The organism is Enterobacter roggenkampii (assembly GCF_001729805.1).
GTDB lineage: Bacteria > Pseudomonadota > Gammaproteobacteria > Enterobacterales > Enterobacteriaceae > Enterobacter > Enterobacter roggenkampii.
Genome location: NZ_CP017184.1, coordinates 1,539,051 through 1,558,999, shown reverse-complemented (window position 1 = coordinate 1,558,999; position 19,949 = coordinate 1,539,051). Strand labels below are relative to the sequence as shown.

Annotated in this window: 13 protein-coding genes; 4 read left to right on the top strand and 9 right to left on the bottom strand. The window is 55.0% G+C overall.

The window, feature by feature from the left end; genetic code table 11:
- Positions 1–115: 115 nt before the first annotated feature.
- The 4 genes from ycaO to pflA all read left to right on the top strand — a co-directional run bounded on the left by ycaO (position 116) and on the right by pflA (position 6,418).
- On the top strand, positions 116–1,876 hold the full coding sequence (gene ycaO, locus BFV67_RS07175; RefSeq protein WP_162274158.1) for a 30S ribosomal protein S12 methylthiotransferase accessory factor YcaO: 1,761 nt from the start codon (positions 116–118) through the stop codon (positions 1,874–1,876).
- Between the two features lie 406 nt (positions 1,877–2,282).
- Positions 2,283–3,140: a formate transporter FocA gene (focA, locus tag BFV67_RS24145; protein ID WP_008499974.1), complete on the top strand. Its 858-nt coding sequence runs from the start codon at positions 2,283–2,285 to the stop codon at positions 3,138–3,140.
- 51 nt (positions 3,141–3,191) lie between these two features.
- Entirely contained in the window at positions 3,192–5,474 is a 2,283-nt protein-coding gene (pflB, locus tag BFV67_RS07165) for a formate C-acetyltransferase (protein WP_008499975.1), read from the top strand.
- Positions 5,475–5,677: 203 nt separating this feature from the next.
- Positions 5,678–6,418, top strand: coding sequence for a pyruvate formate lyase 1-activating protein (gene pflA / locus BFV67_RS07160; RefSeq protein WP_008499976.1), 741 nt, complete (start codon positions 5,678–5,680; stop codon positions 6,416–6,418).
- A gap of 35 nt (positions 6,419–6,453) precedes the next feature.
- Here pflA and BFV67_RS07155 read toward each other — a convergent pair whose 3' ends face one another.
- The 9 genes from BFV67_RS07155 to BFV67_RS07115 form a co-directional block, all read right to left on the bottom strand.
- Positions 6,454–6,984: an anti-virulence regulator CigR family protein gene (locus BFV67_RS07155; protein WP_023292887.1), complete on the bottom strand. Its 531-nt coding sequence runs from the start codon at positions 6,982–6,984 to the stop codon at positions 6,454–6,456.
- A gap of 123 nt (positions 6,985–7,107) precedes the next feature.
- A complete protein-coding gene (locus tag BFV67_RS07150) occupies positions 7,108–8,256 on the bottom strand; it encodes an MFS transporter (protein WP_069598071.1) in 1,149 nt (382 codons plus the stop codon).
- 275 nt (positions 8,257–8,531) lie between these two features.
- A complete protein-coding gene (locus tag BFV67_RS07145) occupies positions 8,532–9,395 on the bottom strand; it encodes a dimethyl sulfoxide reductase anchor subunit family protein (RefSeq protein WP_069598070.1) in 864 nt (287 codons plus the stop codon).
- Between the two features lies 1 nt (position 9,396).
- Entirely contained in the window at positions 9,397–10,014 is a 618-nt protein-coding gene (locus tag BFV67_RS07140) for a DMSO/selenate family reductase complex B subunit (RefSeq protein ID WP_021240882.1), read from the bottom strand.
- Between the two features lie 10 nt (positions 10,015–10,024).
- A complete protein-coding gene (dmsA, locus tag BFV67_RS07135; RefSeq protein ID WP_025912931.1) occupies positions 10,025–12,469 on the bottom strand; it encodes a dimethylsulfoxide reductase subunit A in 2,445 nt (814 codons plus the stop codon).
- A gap of 211 nt (positions 12,470–12,680) precedes the next feature.
- Positions 12,681–13,973, bottom strand: coding sequence for a serine--tRNA ligase (gene serS / locus BFV67_RS07130; RefSeq protein WP_008499983.1), 1,293 nt, complete (start codon positions 13,971–13,973; stop codon positions 12,681–12,683).
- A 92-nt stretch (positions 13,974–14,065) separates the two neighbouring features.
- Positions 14,066–15,409 (bottom strand): replication-associated recombination protein RarA, encoded by a 1,344-nt coding sequence (rarA, locus tag BFV67_RS07125; protein ID WP_008499984.1) that lies wholly within the window; start codon positions 15,407–15,409, stop codon positions 14,066–14,068.
- Between the two features lie 9 nt (positions 15,410–15,418).
- Positions 15,419–16,033, bottom strand: a complete 615-nt coding sequence (gene lolA / locus BFV67_RS07120; protein ID WP_021240884.1) for an outer membrane lipoprotein periplasmic chaperone LolA — start codon at positions 16,031–16,033, stop codon at positions 15,419–15,421.
- A gap of 128 nt (positions 16,034–16,161) precedes the next feature.
- Positions 16,162–19,836, bottom strand: coding sequence for a DNA translocase FtsK 4TM domain-containing protein (locus tag BFV67_RS07115; protein WP_069598069.1), 3,675 nt, complete (start codon positions 19,834–19,836; stop codon positions 16,162–16,164).
- Positions 19,837–19,949 lie beyond the last annotated feature (113 nt).

The window sequence follows — 19,949 nt, the reverse complement described above, 5'->3', positions numbered from 1 at the left end:
TAACAGTGAGTTACTGACAATAAGCATAGCCCAGTCTTTTATTTTCGCCGGAGATAGCACCCGTCACGCAAAACCCGTATCATTGCGCGCTTTACGTACGATAAAAGTGAACGCCATGACTCAAACGTTTATCCCCGGCAAAGACGCCGCTCTGGAAGATTCCATCGCTCGCTTCCAGCAGAAACTGACCGACCTGGGTTTTAACATCGAAGAAGCCTCCTGGCTCAATCCGGTGCCGCATGTCTGGTCTGTGCATATTCGCGATAAAGACTGTGCCCTGTGCTTTACCAACGGTAAAGGCGCGACAAAAAAAGCGGCACTGGCCTCCGCGCTGGGTGAGTATTTTGAGCGTCTGTCCACCAACTATTTCTTTGCTGACTTCTGGCTGGGCGAAACCATCGCCAACGGCCCGTTCGTTCACTATCCGAACGAAAAATGGTTCCCGCTGACCGAAGACGATGAACTGCCGGAAGGAATTCTCGACGCGCGCCTGCGTGCCTTCTACGATCCGGAAAACGAACTGACCGCCAGCATGCTGATCGATCTGCAGTCCGGTAACGACGATCGCGGTATTTGCGCCCTGCCGTTTACCCGTCAGTCTGACGAGCAGACCGTCTATATCCCGATGAACATCGTCGGCAACCTGTATGTGTCTAACGGCATGTCCGCCGGTAACACCCGCAATGAAGCGCGCGTGCAGGGGCTGTCTGAAGTCTTCGAGCGTCATATCAAAAACCGCATTATTGCCGAAGCCATCAGCCTGCCTGAAATTCCGGCAGAGGTGCTGGCGCGCTACCCGGGCGTGGTGGAATCCATCGCCAAGCTGGAAGCAGAAGGTTTCCCGATCTTTGCGTATGACGGCTCGCTGGGCGGCAAGTATCCAGTGATCTGCGTCGTGCTGTTTAACCCGACCAACGGCACCTGCTTCGCCTCCTTCGGCGCGCACCCGGACTTCGGCGTGGCGCTGGAGCGTACCGTTACCGAACTGCTTCAGGGCCGTAGCCTGAAAGATCTCGACGTGTTTACGCCGCCAACGTTTGACGATGAAGAAGTGGCCGAGCATACCAACCTCGAAACCCACTTCATCGATTCCAGCGGCTTAATTTCCTGGGATATGTTCAAGCAGGACGCGGACTATCCGTTCGTGGACTGGAGCTTTGCCGGTACCACGGAAGAAGAGTTCGCGACGCTGATGGCGATCTTTAACGCGGAAGACCAGGAAGTGTACATTGCCGACTACGAGCATCTTGGCGTTTACGCGTGCCGCATCATCGTGCCTGGCATGTCTGATATCTATCCGGCGGAGGACCTGTGGCTGGCAAACAACAGCATGGGCGCGCATCTGCGAGAAACGCTGCTGGCTCTGCCGGGCAGCGAATGGGAGAAAGAAGATTATCTGAACCTGATCGCCCAGCTGGACGAAGAAGGCCATGATGATTTCACCCGCATACGCGAACTCCTGGGCTTGGCGACCGGTAAAGACAACGGCTGGTACACCCTGCGCATCGGTGAGTTGAAAGCGATGCTGGCCCTGGCGGGCGGCGATCTGGATCAGGCCCTGGCCTGGACCGAGTGGACCATGGAGTTCAACCAGTCGGTCTTCTCTGCCGAGCGCACCAACTATTACCGCTGCCTGCAAACCCTGCTGCTGCTTGCACAGGAAGAGGATCGCGAACCGCTGCAATATCTGAATGCTTTCGTGCGTATGTACGGCGCTGAGGCCGTTGAAGCAGCCAGCGCAGCCCTGAGCGGCGAAGCGCCGTTCTATGGCCTGCAGGCTGTTGATAGCGATCTGAAAGCCTTCCCGGCGCATCAGTCGCTGCTGAAGGCCTACGAAAAGCTGCAGAAAGCAAAAGCCGCTTACTGGTCAAAATAAGCGCACATAACATTACCAGCAGTAGGCCTATTCAATCGTCTGGGCTATATTACGGGGCAATTTCATTGCCCCTTTTTTTATTTCCTTCGGCAATGATTGTTGATTGTAATAATAAAGTTAAACACGGGTAAATATAATAATATTGATCTGGGCTTTACTGTTACTTTTTATGGTTAATACTCCATATTAATTAACTGATAAAGAGGTGGCCGAACGAAAAAATTCAACTCTTTTCATAACTTTTAAAATTTATTTTTATACGGATAATCAAATACTTACTCCGCATTCGCTGTAAATCCATACACATTGCGGGCCTATAAGCCAGGCGAGATATGATCTATATCAATTTCTCTTCTATAATGCTTTGTTAGTATCTCGTCGCCGACTTAATAAAGAGAGAGTTAGTGTGAAAGCTGACAACCCTTTTGATCTTTTACTCCCTGCTGCGATGGCCAAAGTTGCCGAAGAAGCAGGTGTCTATAAAGCAACGAAACACCCGATGAAGACGTTCTATCTGGCGATCACGGCTGGTGTGTTCATCTCTATCGCTTTCGTCTTCTACATCACCGCCACTACCGGTACTGCCGGAATGCCTTTCGGCATGGCCAAACTGATTGGCGGCATTTGTTTCTCACTGGGTCTGATTCTTTGCGTTATTTGCGGCGCCGACCTCTTCACCTCAACGGTGCTGATTGTCGTGGCAAAGGCGAGCGGAAGAATTACCTGGGGTCAGCTGGCACGTAACTGGCTTAATGTTTACGTGGGTAACCTGGTTGGCTGTCTGCTCTTTGTTTTGTTGATGTGGCTTTCTGGCGAGTACATGACCGCCAACGGTGGTTGGGGCCTTAACGTCCTGCAAACTGCCGACCACAAAATGCACCACACATTTATCGAAGCCGTTGCTCTCGGCATCCTCGCGAACCTGATGGTCTGCCTGGCTGTATGGATGAGCTACTCGGGTCGTAGCCTGATGGACAAAGCCTTAATTATGGTTCTGCCGGTTGCGATGTTCGTTGCCAGCGGCTTTGAGCACAGTATCGCGAATATGTTCATGATCCCAATGGGCATTGTTATCCGCGACTTTGCGAGCCCGGAGTTCTGGACCGCAGTTGGTTCATCCCCGGAAAGTTTCTCTCACCTGACTATTATGAATTTCATTACTGATAACCTGATCCCTGTCACTATCGGGAACATTATCGGTGGGGGTCTGTTAGTTGGGTTGACATACTGGGTCATTTACCTGCGTGGCGACGATCATCATTGATGGTTTTCTCAGGCAGTAAATAAAAAATCCACTTAAGAAGGTAGGTGTTACATGTCCGAGCTTAATGAAAAGTTAGCCACAGCCTGGGAAGGTTTTGCGAAAGGTGACTGGCAGAATGAAGTAAACGTACGTGACTTCATTCAGAAAAACTATACCCCGTATGAAGGTGACGAATCCTTCCTGGCTGGCGCAACTGACGCGACCACCAAGCTGTGGGACAGCGTAATGGAAGGCGTTAAACTGGAAAACCGCACTCACGCGCCAGTTGATTTTGACACCTCCGTTGCTTCCACCATCACTTCTCACGATGCTGGCTATATCAACAAAGCCCTTGAGAAAATCGTTGGTCTGCAGACTGAAGCACCACTGAAACGCGCAATCATCCCGTTCGGTGGTATTAAAATGGTTGAAGGTTCCTGCAAAGCGTATAACCGCGAGCTGGACCCAATGCTGAAAAAAATCTTCACCGAATACCGCAAAACCCACAACCAGGGCGTATTCGATGTTTACACCAAAGACATTCTGAACTGCCGTAAATCTGGCGTTCTGACTGGTCTGCCAGATGCATATGGCCGTGGCCGTATCATCGGTGACTACCGTCGCGTTGCGCTGTACGGTATCGACTTCCTGATGAAAGACAAGTACGCGCAGTTTGTTTCCCTGCAGTCCGATCTGGAAAACGGCGTAAACCTGGAAGCGACTATCCGTCTGCGTGAAGAAATCGCTGAACAGCACCGCGCGCTGGGTCAGATCAAAGAGATGGCGGCTAAATACGGCTGCGATATCTCTGGTCCTGCTACCAACGCTCAGGAAGCTATCCAGTGGACCTACTTCGGCTACCTGGCCGCAGTTAAATCTCAGAACGGCGCAGCAATGTCCTTCGGTCGTGTATCCACCTTCCTGGATGCCTATATCGAACGTGACCTGAAAGCAGGCAAAATCACCGAGCAAGACGCTCAGGAAATGATTGACCACCTGGTCATGAAACTGCGTATGGTTCGCTTCCTGCGTACCCCTGAATACGATGAGCTGTTCTCCGGTGACCCAATCTGGGCAACTGAATCCATCGGCGGTATGGGCGTTGACGGCCGTACTCTGGTGACCAAAAACAGCTTCCGCTTCCTGAACACCCTGTACACCATGGGTCCTTCTCCGGAGCCGAACATCACCGTTCTGTGGTCTGAAAAACTGCCTCTGAACTTCAAGAAATTCGCCGCTAAAGTGTCCATCGACACCTCTTCTCTGCAGTACGAGAACGATGACCTGATGCGTCCGGACTTCAACAACGACGATTACGCTATCGCTTGCTGCGTAAGCCCAATGGTTGTTGGTAAGCAAATGCAGTTCTTCGGTGCGCGTGCAAACCTGGCGAAAACCATGCTGTACGCAATCAACGGCGGCGTTGATGAAAAACTGAAAATGCAGGTTGGTCCTAAGTCTGAGCCGATCAAAGGCGATGTGCTGAACTATGACGAAGTCATGGAACGCATGGACCACTTCATGGACTGGCTGGCGAAACAGTACGTCACTGCGCTGAACGTTATCCACTACATGCACGACAAGTACAGCTACGAAGCCTCTCTGATGGCGCTGCACGACCGTGACGTTATCCGCACCATGGCGTGTGGTATCGCAGGTCTGTCCGTTGCTGCTGACTCCCTGTCTGCAATCAAATATGCGAAAGTTAAACCAATTCGTGACGAAGACGGTCTGGCTATCGACTTCGAAATCGAAGGCGAATATCCGCAGTTTGGTAACAACGATTCTCGCGTTGATGACATGGCGGTTGACCTGGTAGAACGTTTCATGAAGAAAATTCAGAAACTGACTACCTACCGTAACGCTATCCCGACTCAGTCTGTTCTGACCATCACCTCTAACGTTGTGTATGGTAAGAAAACCGGTAACACCCCAGACGGTCGTCGTGCTGGCGCGCCATTCGGCCCAGGTGCAAACCCAATGCACGGTCGTGACCAGAAAGGTGCGGTTGCCTCTCTGACTTCTGTCGCTAAACTGCCGTTTGCTTACGCGAAAGATGGTATCTCTTACACCTTCTCTATCGTGCCAAATGCGCTGGGTAAAGACGACGAAGTGCGTAAAACTAACCTCGCGGGTCTGATGGATGGTTACTTCCACCACGAAGCGTCCATCGAAGGTGGTCAGCACCTGAACGTGAACGTCATGAACCGTGAAATGCTGCTCGACGCGATGGAACATCCTGAGAAATATCCTCAGCTGACCATCCGCGTATCTGGCTACGCAGTACGTTTTAACTCCCTGACGAAAGAACAGCAGCAGGACGTTATCACCCGTACTTTCACTCAGTCCATGTAAGTGGAATTGACTGAAATCACGCGTTAACAAGCGTACAATAAAGGCTCCACGTCAGTGGGGCCTTTTTAGCACCCTCTCCACCTCAGTCTCTTTTGTCCGCTATCTATACTGAATGGATAACAGCCAAAACAGACTTAACACAGCCGGCTTTGAGCTGTGCATACACAGGCCCCGGACGGGCCGATGATGGAGATATCACCGCAATGTCAACTATTGGTCGTATTCACTCCTTTGAATCCTGTGGCACCGTCGATGGCCCGGGTATCCGCTTTATCACCTTTTTCCAGGGCTGCCTGATGCGCTGCCTGTACTGCCATAACCGTGACACCTGGGACACGCACGGCGGTAAAGAAGTCACCGTCGACGATCTGATGAAAGAGGTGGTGACCTATCGCCACTTTATGAACGCCTCCGGCGGCGGTGTGACCGCGTCCGGCGGTGAAGCCATTCTTCAGGCTGAGTTTGTCCGCGACTGGTTCCGCGCCTGCCATAAAGAAGGCATTCATACCTGCCTCGACACCAACGGCTTTGTACGTCGCTACGATCCGGTGATTGATGAACTGCTCGAAGTGACCGATCTGGTGATGCTCGATCTCAAACAGATGAATGATGAGATCCACCAGAATCTGGTGGGCGTCTCCAACCACCGCACGCTGGAGTTTGCCAAATACATTGCCGACAAGGGCATCAAAACCTGGATCCGCTACGTGGTTGTTCCTGGCTGGTCAGATGACGACGACTCCGCGCACCGCCTGGGAGAATTTACCCGCGACATGGGCAACGTCGAGAAAATCGAGCTTCTGCCCTATCATGAGCTGGGTAAACATAAATGGGTGGCCATGGGTGAAGAGTACAAGCTTGATGGCGTGAAGCCGCCGAAAAAAGAGACGATGGAACGCGTCAAAGGTATTCTTGAACAGTACGGTCACAAAGTGATGTATTAAAGAAAAGGCCCGGTGAGAACCGGGCCTTTTTTATTCTATTTAAAGACGCCGTTAATAACGGAAGTCACAATCGCAGTACTCAGCGCAATTAAGACCAGGTCGTCACCCACTACGCGCCATTCGTAGCCGGGATAGGAAGGAAGCTGGTCCAGCATTGAGGCCGGAACGGCCTTCTTCGCAATACCCGGAGGCAGTGGTTTACCGCGCGCCAGGTTTTTTGCGATCCCCGGGGGCAGTGACTTATAGCCCGTTAAGCCGTAATTCACGGCCAGATGACGGACATGATCGAAGCTCACGCGAGCATCAACGTCATTACCGACATCTTTGCTGTTTTTGAAGTTCTTATCCGATTTTCCAGGGTTATCCTGTCCGCTATTTTGCTTATTACCATGGTTACCGGAGTTACCAGAATTCCCGTTACCATGATTGCCGCCATTACCTTGTCCGCCACCGTTTCCGTGACCACCGCCGTTCCCGTTGCCAGGATTAGCCATGACCGGAGCCGTTGCAAACGTTAAAGACAACACTACGGCAAGTGCGGTAGTGGAAAAACGACGTATAGACATGATTGTTGCCTTTTAGTGGTAGAACTCATTTGAATTATCGCCAGGCGGGAAAAACAAACAATACGTAAAAGTCTTATATGTGACAGGGACAAAAAAGCCTGTCGATGACAGGCTTTTATTTAATCAGGCGTGTGCCACAGGCGTTGGATGTTCGCCCGCTTTACGCAGCAGCATTAAGAGATAAATAAACGACACGCTGGCGATCATGATAAACAGTAAATTGTCGGAATAATTTTGCATCAGCATCGCGGTAAACGTCGGCCCTAATAAGCTGCCGATGGTATAGCTCAGTAACAGCGCCTGGTTCATTGCCACGAGCTGGTGATGTTCAACTTTCTCACAGGCCCACGCCATCGCGACCGGATAAAGCGTGAAACCTGCCGCCCCAAGAATAAACAGCGCAGGTGCCATCGCGGCATTGCTGAGCATGGCGAGGCATCCCATGATCACCACGAAGACCTGAACGCGCAGCACCAGCAGACGGCCAAAGCGATCAGCCAGACGGCCTATTGGCCATTGTCCAACAATACCTGCACTCACCATCACCGCCATCCAGAAGCCAATTCCGGAGTCGCTGACGCCCTGATGGTTCAGATAAAGCGGCATCAGGCCATAGAGCGAGCCCAGTACAATCCCCGAGATAATGCAGCCGTTAACGCCCAGACGCGCCTGACGCAGTCTCAGCATGGGCCAGACGTGGGTTGCTTCCTGGTGTTCACTGTTCTGGTTCACAATGCGCGTAAAGAGCAGCGGCAGGATTGCGGCCAGCACCATGCTCGTTACCCACGGCAGAACGCTCATCAGGTCGGTTGGCAGCTTGCTCACCATCAGTTGTCCCAGCACGGTGCCGACATAGTAAACCATCATGTAGGCAGCCAGCAGGCGTCCGCGGTTGCGGGAGGTGCCGCTGCACATCAGCGCACTTTCAACGACCACCCAAATCATCGCGCAGCCAACGCCGGCGATAAAGCGCCATGCCATCCAGCTCCAGAAGCCGACCATCAGGCCCAGCCCCGCACATCCGGCGGCGAAAATCAGCGAGGCCAGATAATAGCTGCGGTTAAAGCCAAAGCGCTTGATCAGGCTCCCGGTCACCAGCGTACCCAGCAGGTTCCCGGTAAAAAAGGATGAGCTGACCATACCCACCTGCCAGGTCGGTAATTTTTCATGGGCGAGCCACAGCGGGACGAGCGTATTTAACACTGCGATCGCCAGGGTCAACAAAAGCAGGCCACAGAGCAACAGCAGCACTGGCCGGGTATAGGTGGTCATGGATTAAAAACCGCGAGGAAGTTCAGATTTCGTGCGCATCATGCCACTGGCAAAAACAAAGTCAATCCACTGATTTAGCCGCCTCGCACAATATGTTCCCTGTCGATTTAAAAAACTTATCCTGCTAATGCCACGCCTGCTATAGATATTAATTATGTCTCTGTTTTCATTTATTAATGAGGAAAATTAAAACAAAACGACAGTCGAAAAATTTCATGATCGAAAAAAGAAAAAGCCGGGCACTCTGGCCCGGCTTGATATAACCAAATGCAACGTTAACTGGCGACAGCCATACCAACGGTCATATGCAACCCGTAGAACACGCCGCGACCAATCAGTTCACCCGCCAGTACCAGCACAAAAGCCAGTGACAGCAGCGGCAGCGCCGGCTGATAACCTTTGAGCTGAGGGGCAATCCAGAATACCAGCGCGGCGACCAGCAGAACGATACGCCAGGCCATCAGCGCACCGTAGTCCGGCACCAGGGCAGAGGCCTGCTGAATAGAGCTGTGAAGGGTTGCCAGTTCAGAACCCTGCATCAGGGCGACCATCGCACTCACTACCAGCGCCAGCAGCGAAACAGCGGGCAGCAGACGCATTGCCCATCCGTCGACACCCGCCACGCGCAGCAGCAGGTAGCCCAGCAGCGGCCCGCCAATAAACATCGTCAGGAAGAAGCTCATTGGCGTCCAGACGCTGTACCAGGTGGGGACGGTATCGATGGTGTTATAGACACGTATCATCATCCACACGAACACCACGCCCAGCACCATGGTCACAATCAGCCACAGGCTGCGCAGACCCGCAGGCAACTTCTTCATAGCGGCCAGCAGCCAGCCCAGCCCACCGACGGCAAAGAAAATTGCGCCACTGGCGATCTCGTTACTGAGGGATGAGGCCCCCACGCGGTTCAGGGAGTTAAACGCGCGCATCGGCGAGCCCAGGTGCAGCGTTGAGGCGATAAAGCCGATCCCCATCAGCACCCACAGGCCAAACATACTCAACACCAGGCGCTGCTGCTGTTCAGCATTGAGACGACCTTTCAACAACGCCAGCGCGAGCACAATGAAGCCGCCCGCTACGCACTGACCAAAGACCGTGAAGATCATCAGCGGCCATTCATGCCATCCACTTCCCATCTCACACCTCCTTCGGATTTGCCAGGTAGCCGGTGGTGTCACCTGTAGGACGGCTGTTGGCGTTAGGTTTAATCACAATACTCGGCTTCGTGAAGTGCGCAGACGGCAGCGGTGCCACGGCGGCAAGCTGACCGTGTTTTTGACGCAGCTCTTCAATAGGGCCGAAGTCCAGCGCGCGCAGCGGACAGGACTCAACGCAAATCGGCTTTTTGCCATCCGCTACGCGGGTGTGGCAGCCGTCGCATTTGGTCATGTGGCCTTTAGCGGCGTTGTACTGCGGCGCGCCGTACGGACAGGCCATATGGCAGTAGCGACAGCCAATGCAGACATCTTCATCCACCACCACAAAACCGTCTTCTCGCTTGTGCATCGCCCCGCTCGGGCAGACTTTTGTACAAGCGGGATCTTCACAGTGGTTACAGGCAATTGACAGGTAATACGCAAAGACGTTCTGATGCCAGACGCCGTTATCTTCCTGCCAGTCGCCCCCGGCGTATTCGTAGATGCGACGGAAGCTCACGTCCGGCGTCAGGTCTTTGTAATCTTTGCAGGCCAGCTCGCAGGTTTTGCACCCGGTACAACGGCTGGAATCAATAAAAAATCCATACTGAGTTGTCATCGGTTACTCCTTAAACCTTTTCAACCTGGACAAGGTTAGTGTGGGATGGGTTACCCTTCGCCAGCGGCGACGGACGCTGTGTGGTCAGTACGTTAATACTACCTGCCTGGTCGATGCGGTTGGCATCCGGGCTGTACCAGGCCCCTTCCCCTAACGCCACCACGCCGGGCATCATGCGCGGGGTGACTTTGGCTTCAATATGCACCTCGCCGCGACCGTTGAAGATGCGCACGCGATCGCCATTGCTGATGCCGCGCGCTTTCGCGTCCATCGGGTTAATCCACATCTCCTGGCGGCAGGCGGCCTTCAGCACGTCGACGTTACCGTAGGTAGAGTGAACACGCGCTTTATAGTGGAAGCCGGTCAGCTGCAGCGGGAATTTCGCCGTCAGCGGATCGTTATAGTTTTCAAAGCCCGGCGTGTAGATCGGCAGCGGATCGATAACATCCCCTTCCGGCAGCTCCCAGGTGGAGGCGATTTTTGCCAGCGCTTCGGAATAGATTTCGATTTTGCCCGACGGCGTGGTCAGCGGGTTCGCCTGCGGATCTTCACGGAACGCTTTGTACGCCACGTGGTGTCCTTCCGGATCGCGCTGTTTGTACATCCCCTGCTTGCGGAAGGTATCAAAGTCAGGGAGGTCAGGAATTGCCTTACGGGAGAGTTCATGCAGATGGCGCATCCACCCTTCCTGAGTACGCCCCTCGGTGAACTGCTGCTCAACGCCTAGACGTTTCGCCAGCTCAGAGGTCATCTCATAAATGGTTTTGCACTCGAAGCGCGGTTTAATCGCCTGGTCGGTAAAGATCACGTAGGACATGTTGCCGCAGGAGGCGTCCAGCGCGAAATCCATCTGCTCAGAGGCGGTGCAGTCCGGCAGCAGGATATCGGCATATTTTGCCGAGGAGGTCATGTGGCAGTCGATCACCACAATCATCTCGCACTTCTTGTCGTCCTGCAGGATTTCATGGGTGCGGTTGATTTCAGAGTGCTGGTTGATGAGACAGTTGCCGGCGTAGTTCCAGATCATCTTGATCGGCACGTCCAGCTTGTCCTTACCGCGCACGCCGTCGCGCAGGGCGGTCATTTCCGGGCCACGTTCAATCGCATCGGTCCACATAAACATGGAGATGCTGGTCTGAACCGGGTTATCCAGCGTTGGCATACGTTCAAACGGCACTTCATATGAGCCTTCACGCGCGCCGGTGTTACCGCCGTGAATACCGACGTTGCCGGTCAGAATGGAGAGCATGGAAATGGCACGGGTCGCAATTTCACCGTTCGCATGACGCTGCGGACCCCAGCCCTGGCTAATGTAGGCTGGTTTGGCTGAGCCAATCTCACGCGCCAGCTGAACGATACGCTCTGCCGGGATGCCGGTGATGGTGGACGCCCACTCCGGCGTTTTTGCCACGCCATCGCTACCCTGACCGAGAATGTAAGCTTTGTAATGTCCGTTTGCCGGCGCGCTGGCTGGCAGGGTTTTCTCGTCATAGCCGACGCAGTATTTATCCAGGAAAGGCTGATCGACGAGGTTTTCGGTGATCATCACCCACGCCAGCGCTGAGACCAGGGCCGCATCGGTCCCGGGACGGATGGGGATCCACTCGTCTTCACGTCCGGCACCGGTGTCGGTATAGCGCGGATCGATGATGATCATGCGGGCATTGGATTTGGCGCGCGCCTGTTCGAGGTAGTAGGTTACCCCGCCACCGCTCATGCGGGTTTCCCCCGGGTTGTTACCAAACAGCACGACCAGCTTGCTGTTTTCGATATCGGACGGACTGTTGCCGTCCGCCCAACCGCCATAGGTGTAGTTCAGGCCAGCCGCGATCTGCGCTGAGGAGTAGTCACCATAGTGATTGAGATAACCGCCGCAGCAGTTCATCAGGCGCGCCACCAGCGTTTTTCCCGGCGGCCAGGAACGGGTCAGCGTGCCGCCGAGCGTCCCGGTACCGTAGTTCAGGTAGATGGATTCGTTGCCGTACTCTTTAATAAGGCGCTGCATATTGGTGGCGATGATGTCGTAGGCCTCATCCCAGCTAATCCGCTCGAACTTCCCTTCCCCACGCTTACCGACACGCTTCATCGGATATTTCAGGCGGTCCGGATTATAGACGCGGCGACGCATGGAGCGACCACGCAAACACGCACGCACCTGATGTAACCCTTCGTAGTTATCGTCCCCGGTATTGTCGGTTTCGACATATTTAATTTCGCCATCCACCACATGCATACGCAGCGGACAACGGCTACCGCAGTTAACGGTACAGGCACTCCACACCACTTTTTCCGGCGAAGTGGCCGGAGACAGAGCATCTGCCGCCGACGCCAGTCGGGTAAAAGGGAGCGTGAAGGCACTACTGGCTACCGCCAGGCCGCCTATTGCCGTGGTTTTCATCAACCCACGGCGAGTGACCTCGGCAGCCATTAATGCTTCAGGCGCGTTGATTTTCATAGAGACTCACTTTGGTTGCTCACAAAAAAAAGAGAGGCGGCGCAAACCGCTATGTAGTTTTATATATAACGAATATTATCGTTATCAGCTTTTTATGCTGGCTTTCATTCGAAGGAGTATTACTACTTTAGAGGGAGAGGTTATTGCGTCGTATCAAACCAAAGGCATAAAAAAAGCGCCCTGAGGCGCTTTTTTGTTTTAAGACAAATTATTAGCCGATGTACTGCTGGCCTTTCATGTATGGACGCAGCACTTCAGGGATCTCGATACGACCGTCTGCCTGCTGATAGTTTTCCAGCACGGCAACCAGGGTACGGCCCACAGCCAGGCCAGAACCGTTCAGGGTATGCACCAGACGGGTTTTCTTATCAGATTTGCTGCGGCAACGTGCCTGCATGCGGCGCGCCTGGAAATCCCAGACGTTAGAGCAGGAGGAGATCTCACGGTAGGTGTTCTGCGCAGGTACCCACACTTCCAGATCGAAGGTTTTGCAGGCACCAAAGCCCATATCACCGGTGCACAGCGCCATACGACGGTATGGCAGACCCAGCAGCTCCAGCACTTTTTCAGCGTGGCCGGTCATCTCTTCCAGCGCGTCCATGGATTCTTCAGGACGGACGATCTGCACCATCTCAACTTTGTCGAACTGGTGCATACGGATCAGACCGCGCGTGTCGCGACCGTAAGATCCTGCTTCAGAACGGAAGCACGGAGAGTGCGCCGTCAGTTTGATTGGCAGGTCATCTTCGTCAATGATCTCATCACGCACGAGGTTAGTCAGCGGCACTTCCGCGGTTGGGATCAGCGCGTAGTTGCTGCTGTCTGCTTCCTCGTCCAGCGGACGGGTATGGAACAGGTCGCCGGCAAATTTCGGCAGCTGGCCCGTACCGTACAGCGTATCGTGGTTGACCAGATACGGCACATAGGTTTCGCTGTAGCCATGCTGCTCGGTGTGCAGATCCAGCATGAACTGCGCCAGCGCACGGTGCAGATGGGCAATCTGGCCTTTCATTACCACGAAGCGAGAGCCGGTCAGCTTAACCGCTGCCGCAAAATCCAGGCCCGCGTGCATTTCGCCCAGCGTCACGTGGTCGCGCACCTCGAAGTCAAACTCACGAGGCGTACCCCAGCGTTTCACTTCAACGTTGTCGTTTTCATCTTTGCCGACAGGCACGCTGTCGTCAGGAATATTCGGGATAGCCAGGGCAATATCACGAATTTCGGCCTGAAGAACATCCAGTTCAGCTTTCGCCTGATCCAGTTCTTCACCCAGCTTGTTCACTTCCAGGCGTAATGGCTCAATATCTTCCCCGCGCGCTTTCGCCTGGCCGATGGATTTCGATCGAGAGTTACGCTCTGCCTGCAGATTTTCAGTTTGTACCTGCAGTACTTTACGACGCTCTTCAAGAGCGCGCAGCTTATCTACATCCAGCTTAAAGCCCCGGCGTGCCAGTTTTTCAGCGACTGCGTCTGGCTCATTACGCAGCAGATTGGGATCGAGCATGCTTATCCTGTGCTTATCGAATTAAAATAGGAAATGTGACCACAGCCTGCGGCCACAAGGATACAATTGCCAACATTACCGCAACGATTGAACTAACGGTAGCGTTTTATAGGGCTATTTTGATCCTGTCCGGCGAGCCAGGTGAGCTTTTCACCAATCTTGCCTTCAAGACCTCTGTTTGTGGGGTGATAATAGCGCGTTTGTGCCATCTCCTGCGGGAAATATTCCTCCCCGGCAGCGTAGGCATTGGGTTCATCATGAGCGTAGCGGTATTCCTGCCCATACCCCATCTCTTTCATCAGTTTGGTCGGCGCATTACGCAGATGAACCGGCACATCGTAGTCCGGGCGTTCGCGTGCGTCAGACATCGCTGCCTTGAAGGCGGTATAAACCGCATTGCTTTTCGGCGCACAGGCCAGATAGACTATCGCCTGCGCAATGGCGCGCTCACCTTCTGCGGGTCCAACCCGGGTGAAACAGTCCCAGGCCGACAGTGCGACCTGCATGGCGCGAGGATCGGCATTGCCGACATCTTCTGAGGCAATCGCCAGACAGCGGCGCGCGACGTATAGCGGATCGCCACCCGCAGTAATAATACGCGCATACCAGTACAGCGCCGCATCCGGCGCGCTGCCGCGCACGGACTTATGCAGCGCCGAAATCAAATCGTAAAAACGGTCACCTTTATTATCGAAACGCGCGCTGCGTTCCCCGGCAATTTCGGTGAGCAGTTCCGGTTTTAGCACCCGCTTGCCGGCATCGTCGACCTCGGCCATGTCGGCCATCATTTCCAGCGTGTTCAGCGCCCGACGCGCATCGCCGTTAACCAGCTCGGCAATCGCACGACGCGTCTCGTCAGGCAGAACGATATCCTGTCCGCCGTAGCCGCGCGATTTGTCGTCCATCGCCTGAGTGAGAACCTTTTCGATATCCTCGGTCGTCAGCGATTTGAGCAGATAAACGCGCGCACGGGAAAGCAGCGCCGAGTTCAGCTCAAACGACGGGTTTTCGGTGGTCGCCCCAATGAAGAAGATCGTGCCGTCTTCAATATGCGGCAGGAAGGCATCCTGCTGGCTCTTGTTGAAGCGATGGACTTCGTCGACAAAAAGAATGGTGCGGCGTCCGGCGTTGCGGTTCTGACGCGCACGCTCGATAGCCTCACGGATCTCCTTCACGCCGGACGTCACCGCTGAGATACGCTCAACGTCCGCGTTGGCATAACGGGCAATCACTTCTGCAAGCGTAGTCTTGCCGGTGCCTGGGGGGCCCCAGAGGATCATGGAGTGCAAATGCCCCGCCTCAATGGCGCGCGGCAAGGGCTTCCCGGCAGCCAGCAGGTGCTGCTGACCGATGTACTGCGCTAAATTTTCTGGCCGCATACGGGCGGCCAGAGGTTGAAACGCGTTATCTGAAAAATCGAGCGACAGATTGCCCACTCACGCCTCTTACTTATTGCGTTGGTCGTCCACCGTTACGCCCTTCGGCGGGGTAAAGGTGAACTTCGATGCATCAACGGCGCCGTTCTGCTGAGATTTGAGCTGATAGCTGCTGCGCTGATCGTCCTGCTCAACCGCGCCGAACTGATTAATGGTACCGTTGGTGCTGACATTGATGGTGAACTGCTTCAGGTTGCCGTTGCTGCCTTTCGGCGTCAGGACAAACTCGTCACCCGTCTGTTTAATATTGTACTGCTGCCAGTCGCTGGCCTGGTTACGGGCAATCAGCATAAATGGCGTATTGCTGGTGGCATCTTTCAGCCAGGTCGCAGTAGCCTGCTCAACGAACGGGTTGTAGAACCATAAGGTTTTACCGTCAGACACCAGGATGCTTTCATCCGGCTGGGTCATGTGCCAGTTAAACAGATTTGGCCGTTTTACCCACAAGTCCCCCTGACCTTCCTGCACCGCGTTGCCGCTGCCGTCCGTCACTTTCTGCGTGAAGCTGGCGTGGAAGCTGCTTACTTTATCCAGTCGGCTTTTAAGGTCGCTGGCTGCATCAGCCCAGACGCTGCTGGCGACAAAACTGGTGAGTAATGCACAGGCGATGGCGATTTTTTTCATTGTTATTCCTTAAAATACGTCTTCCCGATATGGGGTTTCCGACTTCTATTCTGGACCTGCCCGGAGGCAGGCGACAGAAGAAAATGCTTAATTTTGGCTGATTTACCCTTCTTTGCAATCGCAGAAGGTTAATCAAACGGTGGCGGAGCCAGCACCTCGCGGTTACCGTTATGCCCCTGCTCGCTCACAATGCCCTGCGCTTCCATCTGCTCGATAATGCGCGCAGCGCGGTTATAGCCGATGCGGAACTGACGCTGTACGCCAGAGATAGACGCTTTGCGTTTTTCGGTAACGAAATTCACCGCCTGATCGAATAACGGATCCAGCTCTTCACCGCCGTCAAAGCCACCGCCGCCGCCTTCGCTTTCCGTATCGCTGGTGATGCCATCGACGTATTGCGGACGACCGCGCGCTTTCCAGTCCTGCACGACCGCGTGCACTTCCTGGTCGCGCACGAACGCACCGTGAACACGCACCGGAGAGGTGGAGTTCGGCCCGGAATAGAGCATGTCACCCATTCCCAGCAGCGACTCTGCACCGCCCTGGTCAAGAATGGTACGGGAGTCAATTTTACTGGATACGGTAAAGGCGATACGCGTCGGAATGTTCGCTTTAATCAGACCGGTGATAACGTCCACGGAAGGACGCTGGGTCGCCAGCACAAGGTGAATACCGGCCGCACGCGCTTTCTGCGCCAGACGGGCAATCAGCTCTTCCACTTTCTTACCGACGGTCATCATCAGGTCAGCGAATTCGTCGACCAGCACCACGATATAAGGCAGTTTTTCCAGCACCGGATGCTGGGCATCCATGCTGTCACCCGGCTTCCAGTACGGATCCGGAATCGGACGGCCCATGCGCGCCGCTTCGGCGATTTTCTCGTTATAGCCGGCCAGGTTACGCACGCCCAGCGCAGACATCAGCTTGTAGCGGCGTTCCATCTCATTCACGCTCCAGCGCAGGGCGTTGGCGGCGTCTTTCATGTCGGTGACCACTTCAGTCAGCAGATGTGGAATACCTTCATAGACCGACAATTCGAGCATTTTCGGGTCGATCATGATGAAACGCACATCTTCCGGCTGCGCTTTATAGAGCATGCTGAGGATCATGGCGTTCACACCGACGGACTTGCCGGAACCGGTGGTACCCGCGACCAGCAGGTGAGGCATTTTTGCGAGGTCTGCCACCACCGGATCGCCAGCGATATCTTTACCCAGCACCACGGTCAGTGGAGATGGGTTATCACGGAACTTGGTGTTATCCAGCACTTCACGCAGGTAGACGGTCTGACGTTTCTTGTTCGGCAGCTCAAGACCAACGTACGGTTTGCCCGGTATCACTTCCACCACGCGCACCGCCACGGTTGACAGCGAACGCGCCAGGTCGCGGGACAGGTTGGAAATACGCGCGGCTTTTACGCCCGGCGCCAGGTTCAGTTCAAAACGGGTGATCACCGGACCCGGCGAGTAGTTCACGACGTCCGCCTTGATACGGAAGTCAGCCAGACGGGCTTCAACCAGACGGGCCATCTGCTCCAGCGCAAATGTATCAACCGGCTCGACTTCAGCTGGCGGCGGCGTCAGCAGGTCCAGCGACGGCAGCGGCGTGCTTGGACGCTGCAGCGGACGGCTGTCACCGTTACGCATCAGCAGCGGGTGAATCAGGCTCTCCTGCGGCTGTGGCGCAGGCTGCTGGAACTGCTGTTGCTGCGGCTGCTGTGGTTGCACATACGGCTGTTGAACAGGTTGCTGTGCGTAGGTCGATGGTGACGGCTGGCGCACAGGCTCAGCTTCCGGCATCACGCTCGGGGTAAATAAAGGCTCGCTTGGGCCATCATCCACCAGATCTTTCATCGGCGAGAATTCAAAGTCCGACAGCGAGAACGGATTTGCCCCTGCCGGCTGTTCACCGGAGTAACGCTGCTGCTGCGTTGCCGCAAACTGGCGCGCTAATTCGGCTTCTGCCGCATCATCTTCGTCTTCCAGCGCAGGTTCGTCGTGCTGATAGTCTTGACCGTAGCGCTGATTCTGCTGCGCAGCGAACTGGCGGGCCAGCTCGTCCTGCTGCATTTCATCAGCATCATCGTCGTACTCAGACTCGCGCGCTTTTTCTTCAGCCATGCGCTGGGAAGGCAGCTTGATGCCATAAGAAGCAAGCTGACGGCGGGTTGGCACGCGGACGCGGTTAGGACGAGGCAGTTGCGGACCAATCCCCTCTTTCACCTGAGGACGCGGTGCGCCCCCTGTTGCCAGGCTAAAGACCGGTGCCGCCGCTGCTGCGGCCGCAGTAGCCTGCTTAACGCCTTCCGCTACGGGTGCTACAGCAGGCGTCGGGTCGACCGGCGGAACAGAAACAGAAGGCGCCTTCGTAACCGGCTCCTGCACCGGTTCAGGCACAGGCTGATACCAGGCGGCCAGCTGTTCGCGTTCACGCGCACGGCGCTCTTCGACTTCTTCGAAATAGTACAGCGGTGGACGCGCAGGCTTCACCTCTTCCACGATTTCAGGCTCAGGTTCAGGCTGCGGTGCCACGTAAGGCTGCACAGGTTCAACGGGTTCAGGCACGTACTCCTGATAAGGCTGGGACACTGGCTGCTGATATTGCTGCGGTGCATACTCAGGCTGCGGCGGCTGATAAGGCTGCTGCCACTGTTCCTGCTGCACGGGGATGTAGCTTTCAGGTTCAGGCGCAATAACGGGCTCCGGCGTGTGAACACCCGGCGCAGTCTGCCAGTCAACCTGAGGTTGCTGAATAACGGATTCCGGCGGCGGGACCGGCGCGGATGGCATCACGGCGTCGACAGGCGCGGCATACGCCTGCGCAGCGGTCGTCGCGGCGGCGGCAGCCGCAACCGGCTCGGTAACCGAGTGGCCGTTCAACAGTGGATCGTATTCGTCGAAGTCACCCGGCGTGGCACGGCTACCGGAAAAAAGCACATCATCAGGATCGACGGCGGTACCTGCTGCACGATACTCAACCTGCTCGTCTTCATCCATGCGTTTACCGGAGAAGAGCGCCGCATCGGTTTTACGGCCCAGCGGGTTGGCAAATTTCTCAGCAACACGCTGGCGACGCGCCAGCGCACCGCGCAGAATTCGGGCACGACGAGACTCGCGACGCTGCACAGGCGCATCGTCTTCCTCTTCATCTTCGTATTCGTCTTCATCCACCCACGTATCGTCACGACGGGTACGGTTACTGGCGAAGGTCAGAATGGTGAGGATAAAGCTGCCAATTTTCTCGGCAATGCTCACCCAGGACCAGCCGGTAAACAGCGTCAGCCCGGCGGCCCAGATGCACAGCAGCGCCAGCGTGCCGCCGCTGCTGTGCAGCATCGGCTGAAGCGCGGAACTTAATAAGCTGCCGATTACCCCGCCAGAGGCGAAGTACCAGATATCATCCGCATTGATCGCTGCCAGCCCGCAGGAGGTGAGGATCAGCGCCAGCGCGCCAATCAGGCGCAGCGAGACGGCGAAATAGTCGATGTAATCATCGTTCTGACGATGACGCCACGCAAACCAGCATCCGCCAATGATAATGACGGGAAGGGTGTAGGCCATCACACCGAAAATGAAAAACAGCGTGTCCGCAAGCCAGGCACCGGGGACACCGCCTAAATTATGGATAGGCTCATGCCATGCAGTTTGTGACCAGCTGGGATCAGAGGGGTTGAAACTGAGTAAGGCTGCCATCAGCCAGACGGCAAAAAGGGCAATAACAATCAGCAAAGCCTCGAGGAGACGACGTCCGCTGCTTAGCTTCGATAGTGTGACTTCTTTGTCTTCAGTGTATTCCTGGCTCAAGAAAGGCTCTCCAGGTATCAGGCATATCCTGCCTGTTTGCTAAAACGGACAACAGCGCCGGGACTCCCCGGCACTGTTGCTGTATGGATTAACAGGAGTGTAATCAAACTACG